Source organism: Herbiconiux sp. 320_LB (assembly GCF_059691755.1).
Genome location: NZ_JCAWAD010000001.1, coordinates 275798 through 291829, shown reverse-complemented (window position 1 = coordinate 291829; position 16032 = coordinate 275798). Strand labels below are relative to the sequence as shown.

16 protein-coding genes are annotated in these 16032 nt (G+C 70.0%); 7 read left to right on the top strand and 9 right to left on the bottom strand.

Features of this window, described 5'->3' with window-relative positions:
- The first annotated feature begins 22 nt into the window (after positions 1-22).
- Entirely contained in the window at positions 23-943 is a 921-nt protein-coding gene (locus AC59HU_RS01320) for an SGNH/GDSL hydrolase family protein (protein WP_497221508.1), read from the top strand.
- Here the strand turns inward: AC59HU_RS01320 and AC59HU_RS01315 are convergent.
- The 3 genes from AC59HU_RS01315 to AC59HU_RS01305 form a co-directional block, all read right to left on the bottom strand.
- Complete coding sequence (locus AC59HU_RS01315) at positions 940-2193, bottom strand: D-alanyl-D-alanine carboxypeptidase family protein (protein ID WP_497221507.1); 1254 nt, start codon at positions 2191-2193, stop codon at positions 940-942. The genes AC59HU_RS01320 and AC59HU_RS01315 overlap by 4 nt on opposite strands.
- Positions 2194-2213: 20 nt before the next feature.
- The gene (locus AC59HU_RS01310) at positions 2214-3770 is read right to left on the bottom strand and encodes an APC family permease (RefSeq protein WP_497221506.1); all 1557 of its coding nucleotides are present in this window, start codon (positions 3768-3770) and stop codon (positions 2214-2216) included.
- Positions 3771-3835: 65 nt separating this feature from the next.
- Positions 3836-4651, bottom strand: a complete 816-nt coding sequence (locus AC59HU_RS01305) for a TrmH family RNA methyltransferase (RefSeq protein WP_497221505.1) — start codon at positions 4649-4651, stop codon at positions 3836-3838.
- A gap of 114 nt (positions 4652-4765) precedes the next feature.
- Here AC59HU_RS01305 and AC59HU_RS01300 point away from each other — a divergent pair, with 114 nt between their 5' ends.
- Positions 4766-5623 carry a Sir2 family NAD-dependent protein deacetylase gene (locus AC59HU_RS01300; RefSeq protein WP_497221504.1) on the top strand — a complete coding sequence of 286 codons (858 nt, stop codon included), beginning with the start codon at positions 4766-4768 and terminating at the stop codon, positions 5621-5623.
- A 41-nt stretch (positions 5624-5664) separates the two neighbouring features.
- Complete coding sequence (locus AC59HU_RS01295) at positions 5665-6291, top strand: histidine phosphatase family protein (RefSeq protein WP_497221503.1); 627 nt, start codon at positions 5665-5667, stop codon at positions 6289-6291.
- On the opposite strand, the gene AC59HU_RS01290 is transcribed toward AC59HU_RS01295, so the two are convergent.
- Together AC59HU_RS01290 and AC59HU_RS01285 are read right to left on the bottom strand one after the other, a co-directional pair.
- Positions 6218-7345: a glycosyltransferase family 4 protein gene (locus tag AC59HU_RS01290; RefSeq protein WP_497221502.1), complete on the bottom strand. Its 1128-nt coding sequence runs from the start codon at positions 7343-7345 to the stop codon at positions 6218-6220. The two genes, AC59HU_RS01295 and AC59HU_RS01290, sit on opposite strands and share 74 nt — an antisense overlap.
- A complete protein-coding gene (locus tag AC59HU_RS01285; protein ID WP_497221501.1) occupies positions 7342-8277 on the bottom strand; it encodes an alpha/beta fold hydrolase in 936 nt (311 codons plus the stop codon). The genes AC59HU_RS01290 and AC59HU_RS01285 overlap by 4 nt, the downstream gene beginning before the upstream one ends.
- Before the next feature lie 107 nt (positions 8278-8384).
- Between AC59HU_RS01285 and treS the strand changes: the two genes are divergently transcribed.
- Together treS and AC59HU_RS01275 are read left to right on the top strand one after the other, a co-directional pair.
- Positions 8385-10109, top strand: a complete 1725-nt coding sequence (gene treS / locus AC59HU_RS01280) for a maltose alpha-D-glucosyltransferase (protein ID WP_497221500.1) — start codon at positions 8385-8387, stop codon at positions 10107-10109.
- Between the two features lie 162 nt (positions 10110-10271).
- Complete coding sequence (locus AC59HU_RS01275) at positions 10272-11003, top strand: exonuclease domain-containing protein (RefSeq protein WP_497222064.1); 732 nt, start codon at positions 10272-10274, stop codon at positions 11001-11003.
- A gap of 64 nt (positions 11004-11067) precedes the next feature.
- Here the strand turns inward: AC59HU_RS01275 and AC59HU_RS01270 are convergent, their stop codons facing one another.
- From AC59HU_RS01270 to glgA, 3 genes are all read right to left on the bottom strand, one after another.
- Positions 11068-11325 carry a type B 50S ribosomal protein L31 gene (locus AC59HU_RS01270; RefSeq protein ID WP_066038809.1) on the bottom strand — a complete coding sequence of 86 codons (258 nt, stop codon included), beginning with the start codon at positions 11323-11325 and terminating at the stop codon, positions 11068-11070.
- Between the two features lie 72 nt (positions 11326-11397).
- A complete protein-coding gene (locus AC59HU_RS01265) occupies positions 11398-12180 on the bottom strand; it encodes an ABC transporter ATP-binding protein (RefSeq protein WP_497221499.1) in 783 nt (260 codons plus the stop codon).
- Between the two features lie 28 nt (positions 12181-12208).
- On the bottom strand, positions 12209-13393 hold the full coding sequence (glgA, locus tag AC59HU_RS01260) for a glycogen synthase (protein WP_497221498.1): 1185 nt from the start codon (positions 13391-13393) through the stop codon (positions 12209-12211).
- Between the two features lie 47 nt (positions 13394-13440).
- On the opposite strand from glgA, the gene AC59HU_RS01255 reads away from it, so the two are divergent.
- Both AC59HU_RS01255 and serB read left to right on the top strand, forming a co-directional pair.
- Positions 13441-14688, top strand: a complete 1248-nt coding sequence (locus AC59HU_RS01255) for a glucose-1-phosphate adenylyltransferase (protein ID WP_497221497.1) — start codon at positions 13441-13443, stop codon at positions 14686-14688.
- Positions 14685-15323 (top strand): phosphoserine phosphatase SerB, encoded by a 639-nt coding sequence (gene serB / locus AC59HU_RS01250; RefSeq protein WP_497221496.1) that lies wholly within the window; start codon positions 14685-14687, stop codon positions 15321-15323. Before AC59HU_RS01255 ends, serB begins: the two co-directional genes overlap by 4 nt.
- On the opposite strand, the gene AC59HU_RS01245 is transcribed toward serB, so the two are convergent.
- Positions 15320-16030 (bottom strand): beta-ketoacyl-ACP reductase, encoded by a 711-nt coding sequence (locus AC59HU_RS01245; protein WP_497221495.1) that lies wholly within the window; start codon positions 16028-16030, stop codon positions 15320-15322. The genes serB and AC59HU_RS01245 overlap by 4 nt on opposite strands.
- Positions 16031-16032 lie beyond the last annotated feature (2 nt).

The following is a 16032-nucleotide window of genomic DNA, read 5'->3' as shown; positions in this document are numbered from 1 at the left end:
CCGGTGAGGAAGGATCTGCAGGATGACCGAAACGCACCCCTGGCGCCGCTACGTGGCCCTCGGCGACTCGTTCACCGAGGGGATCGGAGACCCCGAACCGGCCAGCCCCGGCGGCTATCGCGGCTGGGCCGACCGGGTCGCCGAGACGCTCGCGGCGACCACGGACGCCGACTTCTCCTACGCGAACCTCGCCATCCGGGGCCGCCTGCTGCAGCAGATCGTCGACGAGCAGGTGGAGCCCGCGCTCGCCCTCCGACCGGACCTGATCACGATCTCCGCGGGCGGCAACGACGTCATCCGCCCCGGCACCGACCCGGACGACATCGCGGCGCGGTTCGAGACCGGCCTCCGCCGGCTTCGGAGCGACGACGCGACCGTCGTCATCTTCACCGGGGTCGACACCAGCTTCACGCCCGTGTTCCGCGGCATCCGCGGCAAGGTCGCGATCTACAACGAGAACCTGCGGGTGCTCGCCGAGCGCTACGACTGCCTCGTCGCCGACCAGTGGGGCCTCAAGGCGATCCAGGATGCGCGGATGTGGTCGGCCGACCGCCTCCACCTCAACCCGCTCGGTCACCACGAGGTGGCCCGGATGGTGCTGCAGACCCTGAACGTCGAGAACGACCTCCAGCCCGGTGCCCCGGAGCCGCTGCCGCGAAGCACCTGGCGCGCGGCGCGGGCGGAGGACCTGGTCTGGGCGCGGGTGCACCTGGTGCCGTGGGTCATCCGCCGCATCACGCACCGGTCGAGCGGGGACGGGATCACGCCCAAGCGGCCGATCCCCGAGCCGGTGTACGTCTCGCGCGGTGCTGCGGATTCGGCAGTATCGGACCCGTCGGCCGCATCGGCCGAGCCGGGTCAGCCGGCTGCATCGGCCGAATCGGGTGAGCCGGCCGCCTCGAGCGCGGGCAGCCCCACCGAGGCGTCGACGACCGCCGACTAGCCGAACAGCCGCCCCGGGTTCGCGAGCTTCCAGCCCGCATCCGGCCCGGCGAGGTCGGTCGCGAGCTGCAGGGGCACCGTGAGCTCCTCCCCCGCCACCGAGACGCCGGCCACCTCGTAGCGGGCCGTACCGACCACGGTTCCGGCCGCGGCCTCGGTGACGGTCTCGAGGGAGACCGAGGGAGTGAAGGTCGCCTCGGACCACACCGCGGTGCTCACCGTCTCCGCGGCGACGACGTCGGAGGACGCGCCCCACGCGGTCGAGTACGACCCGAGCACCTGGCCCGCGGTCACGACGTCGACGGTCTGGAAGCCGCTCTCGGCGCTCTGCAGCAGCGACACCACCGAGGCCTGCAGCTCGGCCTCGCTGCCCGCCCCGAGCACCACCCCGACCAGGGTCACCGTCTCGGTGCCGACGAGGTAGTCGGCCGAGAACAGCAGGCAGTAGCCCGCCTCATCCGTCGTGCCCGTCTTCACCCCGTCGATCCCGGCCACGCCGAGCAGGTCGTTGGTGTTCTCGATCTCGCCGAGCTGGGGCAGTGTGTCGGTCTTCGTGCCCACGATCGGCGCGAGCACCGGATCGGCGAGCACCCGGGCGGCGAGGGCGAGCAGGTCGGCCGTGGTGCTCCGCGAGCCCGGGTCGAGGCCGCTCGTGTCGACGACCGCGGTGCCGGTGAAGCCGTTCTCGGCGAGCCACGCGTTCGCGGCGGTGAGGTAGGCCGAGGTGGAGCCGAAGGCCCAGTTCGTCAGGGTCACGCTGTAGTTGTTGGCCGACTCCAGCAGCATGATCTCGATCACCTGGCGCTCACTGAGCACCTGCCCCGGGAACACCGAGGCCCAGGAGCCGTTGACCGCGATGGTCTGCTGCAGGATGGCCGCGTCGTCGTCGGTGATCGTGATGTCCGGCCCCTGGCCGCTGTCCGCGATCGGCTTGGCGTCGAGCACGACCAGCGCGGTGATGGTCTTGGTGATGCTCGCGATGGGCACCGACTCGGTGGAGCCGCTCGACCCGAGCAGCTCTTTCGCGGCGGAGCCGTCGGCGATCCCGATCGCGCTCGCTCCCCCACCGGGTGTGCTGAGCGTGGTCGCGGCGCTCGGCGTCGGGGTCACCTCGGCGACGGCCGCGGTGGCCGCGGGCACCGGAGCGAACAGGGAGACGGGGATGTAGGTGGCCAGCACCGCGAACAGCACGAGGGCCGCGCCCACGACGATTCGCCGGCGCCGGTAGACGGCGGGGCTGGCGGGACTCACCCGGCCATCCTAACCAACGGCTACATCAGGCCGCCGTCGACGGAACGGACGACCAGCTGGTCGTCGTCGGGCACCAGCACCTCGGTGTCGCGGTTGAGGCTCTGGCCGCGGAAGAACGGCTTCGACCCGGCGAAGAAGTACCAGACCACCATCAGCACCACACCGACGGCGAGCGAGCCGATGCCGATCACGAAGACCCCGCCGATGCCGAAGATCACGGTGTAGCCGTAGTCGGGGTTGTACATGTCGATCGCCGACTGGATGAACGCCGCCGTGAGCATCAGCCCGCCCAGGAGGGGGAACAGGCCCTTGAAGAAGAAGTTGCGGGCCGTGGTGAAGATCTCTTTACGGAAGAACCAGATGCAGGCGTAGCTCGTGATCGCGTAGTAGAAGGCGATCGCGAGCCCGATCGAGAGGATCGTGTCCGAGAGGATGTTCTCGCTCACGATCGTCATCCCCACGTAGAAGACCGAGGCGACGACGCTCATGAAGATCGTGGCGAACCGCGGGGTGTGGAACTTCGGGCTCACCCGCCCGAACGCGGCGGGGAGCGCCTTGTAGGTCGCCATCGCCAGGGTGCCGCGCGCGGTCGGCAGGATGGTGGTCTGGGTCGACGAGATCGCCGAGACGCACACCGCGATCACCAGGAGCCAGGCCCAGGGGCCGAACACCGCATCCTTCAGCGCGAGGAAGACGTCGCCCGAGTTCTCCTCGTTGCCGAGGCCCAGGCCGCTGTCGCCGAGCCCGGCGAAGGACATCGCCGCGACGGTGACCGAGACGTAGGTGACGAGCAGGATGACGGTGGAGAGGATCGCGGCCCGGCCGGGCGTGCGCTTGGGGTCCTTCGTCTCCTCGTTGAGGGCGAGACAGGTGTCCCAGCCCCAGTAGATGAACAGGCACAGCAGGATCGCCTCGGTGAAGCCCGAGAGCGAGGTGAAGGCGAAGGGGTTGAACCAGTCGGCCTGGGGCGCGGTCGCACCCTCCGGAGCCGAACCGGTGAAGACGTTCCAGAAGCAGATGCCGACGAACAGCGCGAGCGCGAGGTACTGAACCGCGAGGAGCACGTTCTGCAGGCGCTCGCCGATCTCCAGGCCGCGCACGCTGACGTAGGTCATCACCGCGATGAACACCACGCCGGTGGCGGTCACCAGCGGCACGTTGTCGTACAGATCGGGGTTGTCGGTCAGCAGCCACAGGTACTTGCTGCCGATCTGGGCCAGGTTCGCCAGCACGATGATGCCGGCGACCGCGACCCCCCAGCCGGCCAGCCAGCCCACCCAGGGGCCGAAGGCCTTGGTGGCCCAGGTGAACGCGGTGCCGCAGTCCGGCACCGCCCGGTTGAGCTCCCGGTACGCGGAGGCGGTCAGGAACATCGGCACGAAGGCGATGATCATCGCGATGGGAGCCTGCGCACCCACGGCCAGCACCACGAAGCCGACGGTCGCGGCGAGGGAGTAGACCGGGGCGGTCGAGGCCAGCCCGATCACGGTCGACCCGAAGAGCCCGAGGGTGCCCGGTTTCAGGCCCTTGCCCCCGGATGCTGCGGCTACGGGTGGAACGGTGGACTTGTCACTCACAGCAACCTCCCTGATCGGTAGAGGAAGCATATTGGGTCGGGGCCTCGATGGTCAGTAGGCAATCACTACTCCCGCGCGGCGTACCTCAGCGCGTAGAGGGCCACGGCGCTCGCCGAGGCCACGTTCAGCGAGTCCACGCCGTGCAGCATGGGGATCTCGACCCGCACGTCGGCGGCCGCCAGGGCGCGGCGGCTCAGCCCGTCGCCCTCGGTGCCGAGCACGATCGCGACCTTCTCCGGCAGGGCGGCGGCGAACTCGGGCAGGGGCACCGAGTCGTCGCCGAGTGCGAGGGCGGCGATCGTGAAGCCGGCCTCGTGCAGCAGCGGCGCCGCCTCCGTCCACTCCCCGATCCGCGTCCACGGCACCTGGAGCACCGTGCCCATGCTGACCCGCACGCTCCGACGGTAGAGGGGGTCCGCGCAGCGCGGGCTGATCAGCACCGCGTCCGCGCCGAGGCCGGCCGCCGAGCGGAACGCGGCCCCGACGTTGGTGTGGTCGACGATGTCCTCCAGCACGACCACCGTCCGGGCGCCGGCGAGCAGGTCACGCGCATCCGGCAGCACGGGGCGGTGCATCGAGGCGAGGGCGCCCCGGTGCATGGCGAAGCCGGTGAGCTGCTCCAGCAGCGCGTCGTCGGCGACGAACAGCGGCACCTCCGGAAAGCGCTCCGCGATCCACTCCAGGTCGGCGAGCCACTTCTCCTGCAGCAGCACCGAGCGGGGGCGGTGCCCGGCTGCGACGGCCCGCTCGATCACCTTCGCCGACTCGGCGAGGTAGAGGCCGCCCGCGGGTTCGAGGATGCGCCGGAGCGCGACGTCGGTCAGGTCGGCGTAGTCGGCGAGCAGGGGATGCTCGAGCGAGGTGATGCGGAGGACGGGCACGAGACCCCTTCTGTGACGAGATTCACCCCCAACTCTGCCAGCCCGGAAACATTCCGGAAAACTCCGGTGTTTAGACTGCTGATGCCGGGCACCTCACGCCGGCGAGGAGGTCACATGGTTCCGCTCGTGTCGTCGCTGCCGGACGCGTCGTCCGCGCTCGCGATCGAAGAGGCCGCCGAGGTGCTCGCCGGTCGCCGGATCGTGGTGCTGACCGGGGCCGGGGTGAGCACGGATTCGGGCATCCCGGACTACCGCGGCGAGGGCGCACCCGCCCGCAACCCGATGACCTTCGACCAGTTCCTCTCGAGCTCCTCGTACCGCAAGCGCTACTGGGCGGGCAGTCACCTGGGCTGGCGGCTGTTCGACGCGGCGCAGCCGAACGTGACCCACCGCATCCTGGCCGAGCTGGAGGACGCGGGGCTGGTCACCGGGGTGATCACCCAGAACGTCGACGGTCTGCACGCCCGCGCGGGCACCCGCCACCTGGTCGACCTGCACGGCTCGATGGATCGGGTCACCTGCCTGACCTGCGGCCAGACCTTCGCCCGGGCGAGCATCGCCGAGCGGATCGCGACCGAGAACCCCGGGCTCACCGATCAGGGCCTGGTCAGGATGGCGCCGGACGGCGATGCCGACGTGGCCGAGTACGAGGCCTTCGTGGTGCCCGCCTGCACCGTCTGCGGCGGCGTGCTGAAGCCGGACGTGGTGTTCTTCGGCGAGTTCATCCCCACCGAGAAGTTCGCCGAGGCCTCCTCGATGGTGGCGGGGTCGGATGCGATGGTCATCGCGGGCTCGTCCCTCGTCGTCAACTCCGGCATCCGGCTGCTCGAGCAGGCCCGGCGCCGGAAGCTGCCGGTCGTGATCATCAACCGCGGGGTCACCAAGGGCGACTCGCGCGCCGCCGTCAAGATCGACGGCGGGGTGGCCGAGGCGCTCGGCGGCCTCCGGGCGCGGCTGCTGCCCGGCGCCTGACCCGAGACCGTGCCGCGCACCGGCCTCGTAGACTGGCCCCGATGACTACCTTCACCTTCGTGCGCCACGGCCAGACCGACTGGAACCTCCAGAAGCGGATCCAGGGAAGCACCGACATCCCCCTGAACGAGACCGGCCGCGAGCAGGCCAGGGAGACCGGCCGCATCCTCGCCGACCGTCACTTCGACGGCATCGTCGCCAGCCCGCTAGGCCGCGCCCGGGAGACCGCCGAGATCATTGCCGAGGCGATCGGCCTCGACGAGGTCGAACTGGTCCCCGAACTGGTCGAGCGCAGCTACGGCGAGGCCGAGGGACTGAATGCCGAGGAGCTGCGCGAGCGGTTCCCCGACCCGCTCGGCCCGGTGCCGGGGCGCGAGCGCCGGTCGCACGTCGTCGCGCGCGTGCTGCCCGCGCTGGAGGCCCTCGCCGAGGAGCACCCCGGCCAGTCGTTGATCGTGGTCTCGCACGGCGGGGTGATCGGCTCGCTGATCCGCTACGTCACCGAGAAGCGACTGCCCGAGAAGGGGCACGCGATCCCGAACGGCTCCGCCCACGAGTTCACGGTCGACGGCGGCGAGCTGTCCATCGCCGAGTTCAACGGCGCGGCGATCGACCCGTCGATCCGGTCACGAGCGCCGCTAGCGCTCGCGCTGACGCTTCCCAGCTGAACGTCTCCGCCTGACGGCGGGAGGCCCGTGAGCGTTCCGCCCACTCCGCCGGATCCTCCAGTGTGCGCACGGCCGCGGCGAACGCGGCCGCATCCTTCGCCGGGGCGAACAACGCCGCCGCTCCCCCGATCTCGCGGAAGACGCCGATGTCGCTGACGACGACCGGCGTCCCCTGACCCATCGACTCGACCAGCGGGATGCCGAAGCCCTCGTCGAGCGAGGCGGTCACCAGCGCCGTGGCCTCGCCGAGCAGCTTGCGGTACTCCTCGTCGGAGACCCCGCCGTGGAAGACCAGGCGGGCCTCGGGGTCGATCGCGCGCAGGCGGGCCTGATCGGCGTCGCTCGCCCGGCTGAGCAGGTGGAGCGTGTAGTCGGGCAGCTCGCCCACCGCGCGCACCAGGGTCTCGACGTTCTTGTACGGCATGAACGAGCCCATGTAGAGCAGCGACTTCGCCTGCGACCGCGCGTCCGCGTCGGCCGCGGCCGCATCGGCGGTCTCCCGCGGCGGAAGGTCGGCCGCGTTCCGGGCGACCACCACGGGGCGTCGGGCCAGGTGGTGCTCGGCGATCAGCGCCCGCGTGGAGTCCGACACCGTGACGATCGCGTCGGCGCCGTTCAGGAGCATCCGCTGCGGCCACCAGGCCTTGTGGTAGAGCCGCCAGAGCACCCGCACGAAGGCCGGCAGGTCGCGCGGCGGGGTGGGGTTGGAGTAATAGATCAGGTCGTGCACGGTCAGGGCGAGGCGGTACTTCCGGCCGCGGGTGCCCATGGTCTGCATCGGGCTGATCACCATGTCCGGCCGGCTCCGGTTCACCTGGCGCGCGACGAAGGGCTCGCGCACGCTGGTCGGGCCGGAGACCTGCACCCAGGGCAGGTCGGGCAGCATGGCGAGCTGGCGCGGATCGCTGATGATCATGCTGAGCTCGATGCCGGCGACGGCGGGGTCGCCCTGGTCGATCAGCTCCTTCAGCGCCGTGACGATCCCGGCGGTGTAGCGGCTGATGCCGTCGTGCCGCTCGAGCCGGGTGTACCGGCAGTCGACGGCGAGCCTCACGCGAGGAACTCCGTGATCGCGCGGGCGGCCTCGACCGGCTTCTCGTAGTGGATCAGGTGGCCGACGTCGGGCAGCACCACCAGGCGGGCGTCGGGCATCGCCCGCTGCACGCGGTGCTGGGCCTCGATCGGCGTGATGTCGTCCTTGTCGGCGGCGATCAGCAGGGTCGGCACCGTGATGCGGGCGGCGTACTCGCTGACGTCGTCGCCGACCGAGGCGCGGAACGCATCCAGCACCACGGTGCGGTTCGCGAACGCCGAGAAGTAGCGGTCGTGCTGATCGTGGATCCAGCGCCGCAGCGGCTTCTGCCGCGTCTTCGCCATGGTCACGCTCATCACCCGCACGACGACGGGGCTGCCGAGGATGGCGAAGCCGAGCTTCTCCGGCACCGCGGCGGCGAAGCGGTAGTAGCCGATCGCGAGCCGGGTCATCACGCCCCGCGGCCCGGTCAGGGCGGGCGCGGAGATGGGGTTGATCAGGATGGCGGCGTCGGCCTCCAGTGCCGGCTCGCCCCCGAGTGCGGCCGCGACGATGATCGATCCGAACGAGTGGCCGAGTACGACGAGCCGCGCCTGGGGCGACTCGGCCCGGAGCACCGGGACGATCTCGCGGAGCCAGGCCGAGTAGCCCGGCACGTCGTGCACCGCCGCGAGCGGGGTCGACACGCCGAAGCCCGGCAGGTCGGGGGCGACGATCCGGGTGCCGGCCTGCTCGGGGCCGTTCAGCTGGGCGATCACCGGCTCGAGACCGTGGTGGTCGCCCCGGTAGCCGTGCACGACGACGATCAGGGTGTCGGCGACCGCGCGGGCGGCCTGATCGGCACCGGATGCGCCGTACTCCCAGAGACGGGTGCGGCTGCCGGCGACGTCCAGCTCCCGCTCCACCACGGGCATCCGGGAGAGTTCTTCGGCGTAGGGCGAGGCGACGGTCATCCGGTCAAGCATAGACGCGGCCTACCGCCCCGAGCGGTTTGGACTAACGTGATTCAGGGATCGCTCCTGCCGGTCATCCGTTCCTCCCGTGCTCCGAAAGGACCCCCGTGAACTACACCGCTCCCATCCAGCAGCCGGGCCTCACCCTCGATCCGCAGTGGTACAAGCGGTCGGTGTTCTACGAGGTGATGATCCGGTCGTTCGTCGACTCGAACGGCGACGGGTTCGGCGACATCGCCGGCCTGATCTCGAAGCTGGACTACCTGCAGTGGCTCGGGATCGACGCCCTCTGGCTGCCGCCCTTCTTCATGTCGCCGATGCGCGACGGCGGCTACGACGTCTCCGACTTCACGGCCGTGCTGCCGGACTACGGAACGGTCGAGGAGTTCCGCGACCTCGTGACCAAGGCGCACGAGCGCAACATGCGCATCGTGATCGACTTCCCGCTCAACCACACCTCGGATCAGCACGAGTGGTTCCAGAAGTCGCGGGAGGACCCGGAGGGCCCCTTCGGCGACTTCTACGTGTGGAGCGACACCGACGAGAAGTACGAGAACATCCGCATCATCTTCGTCGACACCGAGGAGTCGAACTGGACCTTCGACCCGGTGCGCCGCCAGTTCTTCTGGCACCGGTTCTTCTCCCACCAGCCCGACCTCAACTTCGAGAACCCGGCCGTGCACGAGGCGATCTTCGACACCGTGCGGTTCTGGTTCGACATGGGCGTCGACGGCATCCGGCTGGATGCGATCCCCTACCTCTACGAGTCCGACGAGGGCAACGGCGAGGGCGAACCGAAGACCCACGAGTTCATCGTCAAGCTCCGCCAGATGATTGACAACGAGTACCCGGGGCGCATGCTCGTGGCCGAGGCCAACCAGTGGCCCCGCGAGGTCGCCGCCTTCTTCGGCACCGAGGAGGAGCCGGAGTGCCACATGGCCTTCGACTTCCCGGTGATGCCGCGCATCTTCTACTCGCTGCGGTCGCAGAAGGCCGACGAACTGGTGCGGGTGCTCTCCGAGACCACCGACATCCCCGAGAGCGCCGCCTGGGGCGTCTTCCTCCGCAACCACGACGAGCTCACCCTCGAGATGGTCTCCGAGGAGTACCGGCAGGCGATGTACGGCTGGTACGCCTACGATCCGCGGATGCGGTCGAACATCGGCATCCGGCGCCGGCTCGCTCCCCTGCTCGACAACTCCCGCGCCGAGCTCGAGCTCGTGCACGCCCTGCTCTTCGCCCTGCCGGGCAGCCCGTTCCTCTATTACGGCGACGAGATCGGCATGGGCGACAACATCTGGCTGCCGGACCGCGACTCCTCGCGTACCCCGATGCAGTGGACGCCGGACCGGAACGCCGGGTTCTCGACGGCCGACCCCGGGAAGCTCTACCTCCCGGTTGTGCAGTCGCTGGTCTACAACTACACGCTGGTCAACGTCGAGTCCCAGCTCGCGCAGTCGCGATCGCTGCTGCACTGGGTGCGGAACGTCATCCACGTGCGGAAGGCGCACCCGGCGTTCGGGCTGGGCACGATGGAGGTGCTGCCGACCGACAGCGAGTCGGTGCTCTCCTTCGTGCGGAGCTACGAGGGGTCCGGCGCCTACTTCGGCGACGGGCCGGAGGACGTGCTCTGCGTCTTCAACTTCGCGCACAACCCGGGCTCGGCCACCATCACGGCTCCGCAGTTCGCCGGGCGCCGGCTGTTCGACCTGTTCGGGCACTCGGAGTTCCCCTCCTTCGACGAGAACGGCACCGTCACCCTCACCTTCGGCACGCAGACCTTCTACTGGCTGCACGTCGGGCAGCGCACGGAAGAGACCGAGGGCCGCTGACCCGTGTGTCGGTGCCTCTGGAGTCGCTGGAGGCGCGGCAGACTGACGGGTATGACGATCGCCGCACCGACCCTGTTCGACCTCGAACCGGAGCCGGTCCGGGCGCCGGGCCCCGCCTCGGCGACCGCGCTGGTGTCGGTGGCTGATGACACGATCGCGTCGATGGATACGATCGAGCAGTCAGTCACCACCGCCCTCATTCCGGCCTGGGCCGAGAGACTCGCGGTGTTCGACCTCGAGACCACGGGCATCGACGTCGAGACCAGCCGGGTGGTGACCGCCAACGTCAGTTATCTGGATGCCGACGGCTTCGCCGTCTCCCGTCGTGACTGGCTGGCCGACCCGGGTGTCGACATCCCGGAGCAGGCCACCGCAGTGCACGGCGTCACTACCGCCCGTGCCCGCGCCGAGGGGCGTCCGGCCGCCGAGGTGGTCAGCGAGATCGTCGCCGAGCTCGGCCGTGCCTTCCAGGAGGGCTACTCCCTCGTCATCTACAACGCGCCCTACGACCTCACCCTGCTCAACCGCGAGGCGCTCCGTCACGGCGTCGAGCCCCTCGTCACCGGCACGGTCGTCGACCCGCTGGTGATCGACAAGCAGATCGACCGCTACCGCAAGGGCAAGCGCACGCTCGAGGCCTCGGCCGCCCACTACGGCGTTGAGCTGCTCGACGCGCACGACGCGGGGGCGGATGCGATCGCCGCCGGCCGGGTCGCCCAGGCGATCGCGGTGCGTTTCGCCGCCGAGCTCGACCTGTCGCCGAGCGACCTGCACGCCGCTCAGCAGACCTGGCACGAGGCCCAGTGCGACTCGTTCGAAGACTACATGCGGCGCACCCGCGACCCCGGCTTCACCTCGCGTCGCGGCTGGCCCGAGGTGCCCCGGCGGGCCTGAGGCACGCACGAAAAGACCCCGCCGGCCTGAGCCGACGGGGTCTTCTTCGTTGTGGGGCGGGAGCCTACTTGCTGCCGCCGAAGCCCTTGTAGCGGCTGTTGAACTTCTCGACACGACCGGCCGAGTCGAGGATGCGCTGCTTGCCCGTGTAGAACGGGTGCGACTCGGACGAGATCTCGACGTCGATCACCGGGTAGGTGTTGCCGTCTTCCCACTCGATCGTCTTCGCGCTCGACACGGTCGAACGGGTGAGGAACGTGGCTCCCGACGCGAGGTCGCGGAACACGACGGGTGCGTACGTGGGGTGGGTGTCAGACTTCATAGTGGTGTCCTTGGTTGTACGGCGGGGAAGGAGATCGTGGGCCAGTGGGCCAGCTGACGAGTTTAGCAGGTTTCAGGCCGCGCGAGCGCTGAAACGCCCGTCGTCCTCGCTGAGGGCGATCGGGAGCCCGAAGGTCTGGGTCAGGTTGTCGGCCGTCAGCACCTCGCCGAGGCCGCCGGCGGCCACGATGCCCTCCTTGTTGAGCAGCAGGGCGTGGGTGAATCCGCGCGGGATCTCCTCGACGTGGTGGGTCACCATCACGATCGCGGGCGCCTCGGGGGCGGAGGCGTAGCCGCCGAGCAGCTGCAGCAGCTCCTCGCGGGCGCCGAGGTCCAGGCTCGCGGCCGGCTCGTCCAGGAGCAGCAGCTCGGGGTCGGTCATGACCGACCGCGCGATCTGCACGCGCTTCTGTTCGCCGTCGCTGAGCGAGCCGAACAGCCGGTCCGAGAGGTGGTCGAGCTTCCACTCGCTCAGCACGCGCTGCGCACGGCGGAGGTCGATGTCCTCATAGGCCTCGTTCCAGCGCCCGGTCACCGAGTAGGCGGCCGTCAGCACGACGTTCAGCACCGTCTCGTTCGCCGGGAAGCGGCGGGCCATCGCGCTCGAGGCGAAGCCCACGCGGGGGCGCAGCTCGAACAGGTCGACCTGCCCCAGCGTGCCCTCGAGCACCTGCACGGTGCCGCCCGAGGGGTGGCTCATCGCCGCGGCGATCTGCAGCAGCGTGGTCTTGCCCGCGCCGTTGGGCCCGAGCACCACCCAGCGCTGATCCCCGTCGACCTTCCAGTTCACCCCGCTCAGGATGGTATTTCCATCGCGGACAACCGAAACGTCTTCGAGATCGAGCACAGTGGGCATGCTCCAAGCCTAACGAACGACCGGCCCCCTACCGCACCAGCGAGCGGTAGATCTCAGCGGTCTGAGAGGCGATGGCGCCCCAGCTGAACTCGGCCTCCGCCCGGGCGCGTCCGGCCCGCCCCATCTCGGCCGCGCGGACCGGATCCGCGAGCACCTCGGTGAGGGCACGGGCGAGGTCGGCGACGAAGCGGTCGGGGTCGGTCGGGGTGCCCGTGCCGTCCTGAGCCTGGTCGATCGGCACCAGCAGCCCGGTCACGCCGTCGTCGACGACCTCGGGGATGCCGCCGGTCGCCGTTCCGACGACCGGGAGCCCGCAGGCCATGGCCTCGAGGTTGACGATGCCGAGCGGCTCGTAGACCGAGGGGCAGACGAACACGGTCGCGGCCGTCAGCACAGCGGCGAGCTGCGGCTGGGGCAGGATCTCCTCGATCCAGACGATGCCGGTGCGGGTCTCCCCCAGGGTGCGCACCGCGGAGGAGACCTCCTCCATGATCGCGGGGGTGTCGGGGGCGCCGGCGCAGAGCACGACCTGCACCTCCGGCGGCAGCATCGCGATCGCGCGCAAGAGGTACGGCAGCCCCTTCTGGCGGGTGATCCGACCCACGAAGACGACGGTCGGCCGGTCCGGGTCGATCCCGTGGCGCTCCAGCACCTCGGGGTCGACGGTGGGGCGCCAGCGCTCGAGGTCGATGCCGTTGTAGACGGTGGTGACCTTCGACTCGTCCAGGGCCGGGTAGGAGCGGAGGATGTCGCGACGCATGCCGTTGGAGACGGCGATCACCGCATCCGCCGACTCGAACGCATCCTTCTCGATCTGCGACGAGATGCGGTAGCCGCCGCCGAGCTGCTCGGCCTTCCACGGCCGGAGCGGCTCGAGCGAGTGCGCGGTCACCACGTGCGGCACGTCGTGCAGCAGCGCGGCGAGGCGGCCCGCGGCGTTGGCGTACCAGGTGTGCGAATGCACGAGCGAGGTGCCGGCGACCGCCTCGGCGATCTGCAGGTCGACGCCGAGGGTGGTCAGGCTGGGGTTCGCGCCGACGAGCTCCTGCGGCACCTGGTAGGCGAAGACGTCCGCTTCGTCGCGGGGGGCGCCGAAGCAGCGCACCGTCACGTCCAGATGGGCCCTGAGCGCCTTGACGAGCTCGGCGACGTGCACGCCGGCCCCTCCGTAGACCTCGGGCGGATACTCACGGGTAATCACGTCGACTCGCATAGTCGAACCGTAGTACCCCGCGGGGAAAACCTCATTATGGTGGGGGTATGGCAGCAGCATCAAAGAAGATCTTCGGCATCGTCCTGGCCGGAGGCGAGGGCAAGCGCCTCATGCCCCTCACGGCCGACCGTGCCAAGCCCGGCGTCCCGTTCGGCGGGGGGTACCGTTTGATCGACTTCGCGCTGTCGAACCTCGTCAACTCGGGGCTGTCGCAGATCGTGGTGCTGACCCAGTACAAGTCGCACTCGCTCGACCGGCACGTCTCGCAGACCTGGCACCTCAACGGGCTGCTCAACTCCTACATCGCCTCGGTTCCCGCGCAGCAGCGGCTCGGCAAGCGCTGGTTCAGCGGCTCGGCCGACGCCATCCTGCAGTCGCTCAACCTGATCCGCGACGAGAACCCCGACATCGTCGTCGTGGTCGGCGCCGACCACGTCTACCGCATGGACTTCGAGCAGATGATCCAGGCGCACATCGAGTCCGGCGCCGGCGCGACGGTCGCCGCCATCCGCCAGCCGATCGAGCTCTCAGACCAGTTCGGCATCATCCAGGTGGAGGAGGACGACCCGACCCGCATCGCCGAGTTCCTCGAGAAGCCGAAGGATGCGGTGGGTCTCGTCGACTCCCCCGGCGAAGTGCTCGCCTCGATGGGCAACTACGTCTTCGACGCCGACCAGCTGATCGAGGCCGTCATCCGCGACGGCGAACGCCCCGAGTCCAGCCACGACATGGGCGGCGACATCATCCCCGACTTCGTCGCGGCCGGCAACGCGGCGGTCTACGACTTGAACCGCAACGTCGTGCCCGGCTCGACCGATCGCGACCGCTACTACTGGCGCGACGTCGGCACGATCGAGTCGTTCTACGACGCCCACCAAGACCTGATCTCGGCCCTCCCGGTCTTCAACCTCTACAACGAGGCCTGGCCGATCTACACCCAGGCGCTCAACTCGCCGCCGGCGAAGTTCGTGCGCGACTCCAAGGGCAACCCCGGTGTCACGGTCGAGTCGATCGTGTCGCTCGGCTGCCTCATCTCGGGTGCCCGGGTCGAGGACAGCGTGGTCGGTCCGTGGACCACGGTCGATTCCGGCGCGTTGGTGCAGCAGTCGGTGCTCTTCGACCGGGTGCACATCGAACCGGATGCGATCGTCCGCCGCGCTATCCTGGACAAGAACGTCGTCGTCACCGCCGGCGCCCAGGTGGGCGTCGATCCCGACCGCGACCGGGAGCGGGGCTTCACGGTCACGGATTCCGGAATCACCGTCGTGGGCAAGGGAGTACGCGTCGTTCCATGACCCAGTTCCTCGTCGTCCTCGATGTCGACTCCACCCTCATCGAGAACGAGGTCATCGAACTCCTCGCCGACTGCGCGGGCCGTCATGCCGAGGTCGCCGCGATCACCGAACGGGCGATGCGCGGCGAGATCGACTTCGCCGCGAGCCTGCGTGAGCGGGTCGCCGCCCTCGAGGGGCTCGACGTCTCGTGCTTCCGCGAGGTCGGCGAGCAGATCACGGTCACAGCGGGGGTCCCCGAGCTGATCGCCGGGCTCCACGGCACGGGCAACCTCATCGGGGTCGTCTCCGGCGGATTCCACGAGGTGCTTGACCCGCTGGCCGAGGAGCTCGGCCTCGACTACTGGCGGGCCAACCGGCTCGGCGTCGCGGACGGCCGCCTCGACGGCAGCGTCAGCGGGCCGATCGTCGACGCGCAGAGCAAAGCGGATGCGCTGCTCGAGTGGGCGGGCGAGCTCGCCCTTCCTCCGGCGCAGACGGTCGCGGTCGGCGACGGGGCGAACGACCTCCGGATGATGGAGGTCGCCGGCCTCTCGGTCGCCTTCGACGCGCGCCCCCTGGTGCGCGAGCACGCGCACCTGGCGATGGACCGGCGTGACCTGAGCCAGCTCCTCCCGCTCCTCGGCCTGCGGGGCTAGTGGCCCATGCCGAGGCCGCCGTCGACGGGGATGACGGCTCCGGTGATGTAGGCGGCGTCGTCGCCGGCCAACCAGGCGACGGCCTTCGCGACCTCGGCGGCCTGGCCGTAGCGGCCGGCCGGGATGGACTTCTTGTACTCCGCCTGCTGCGCCTCGGGGAGCTCGGCGGTCATGTCGGTCTCGATGAAGCCGGGCGCGACGACGTTCGCGGTGATGTTGCGGGCGCCGAGCTCGCGCGAGATCGAACGGGCGAAGCCGACCAGGGCGGCCTTGGAGGCGCTGTAGTTCGCCTGCCCGGCCGATCCGTAGAGCCCGACGACGCTCGAGATGAGCACGATACGGCCGAAGCGGGCCTTGAGCATGCCCTTCGAGGCGCGCTTGACGACGCGGAAGGCGCCGGTGAGGTTCGTGTCGATGACGCTGGTGAAGTCGTCTTCCGACATCCGCAGCAGGAGCATGTCGCGGGTGATCCCCGCGTTGGCGACGACGACCTCGACCGGGCCGAGCTCGTTCTCGACCTCGGTGAACGCGGCGTCGATCGAGGCGGCGTCGGTGACGTCGGCGATGACGGTGAGCGTGCCGGCGGGGCCGGAGCCCGAGCGGGCGGTCACGGCGACGCGGTGGCCCTGGGCCACGAACTCCTCGGCGATGGCGTAGCCGATTCCGCGGTTTCCGCCGGTGATGAGCACGGTGCGAGGGGTGGTCATGT

What these genes read in the sequence shown, in the direction of transcription:
- AC59HU_RS01320 (WP_497221508.1), top strand. Translation starts at nt 23, where the DNA reads ATGACCGAAACGCACCCCTGGCGCCGCTACGTGGCCCTCGGCGACTCG.
- AC59HU_RS01300 (WP_497221504.1), top strand. Translation starts at nt 4,766, where the DNA reads ATGGTTCCGCTCGTGTCGTCGCTGCCGGACGCGTCGTCCGCGCTCGCG.
- AC59HU_RS01295 (WP_497221503.1), top strand. Translation starts at nt 5,665, where the DNA reads ATGACTACCTTCACCTTCGTGCGCCACGGCCAGACCGACTGGAACCTC.
- AC59HU_RS01285 (WP_497221501.1), bottom strand. Translation starts at nt 8,277, where the DNA reads ATGACCGTCGCCTCGCCCTACGCCGAAGAACTCTCCCGGATGCCCGTG.
- AC59HU_RS01275 (WP_497222064.1), top strand. Translation starts at nt 10,272, where the DNA reads ATGGATACGATCGAGCAGTCAGTCACCACCGCCCTCATTCCGGCCTGG.
- AC59HU_RS01270 (WP_066038809.1), bottom strand. Translation starts at nt 11,325, where the DNA reads ATGAAGTCTGACACCCACCCCACGTACGCACCCGTCGTGTTCCGCGAC.
- AC59HU_RS01265 (WP_497221499.1), bottom strand. Translation starts at nt 12,180, where the DNA reads ATGCCCACTGTGCTCGATCTCGAAGACGTTTCGGTTGTCCGCGATGGA.
- glgA (WP_497221498.1), bottom strand. Translation starts at nt 13,393, where the DNA reads ATGCGAGTCGACGTGATTACCCGTGAGTATCCGCCCGAGGTCTACGGA.
- AC59HU_RS01255 (WP_497221497.1), top strand. Translation starts at nt 13,441, where the DNA reads ATGGCAGCAGCATCAAAGAAGATCTTCGGCATCGTCCTGGCCGGAGGC.
- serB (WP_497221496.1), top strand. Translation starts at nt 14,685, where the DNA reads ATGACCCAGTTCCTCGTCGTCCTCGATGTCGACTCCACCCTCATCGAG.
- AC59HU_RS01245 (WP_497221495.1), bottom strand. Translation starts at nt 16,030, where the DNA reads ATGACCACCCCTCGCACCGTGCTCATCACCGGCGGAAACCGCGGAATC.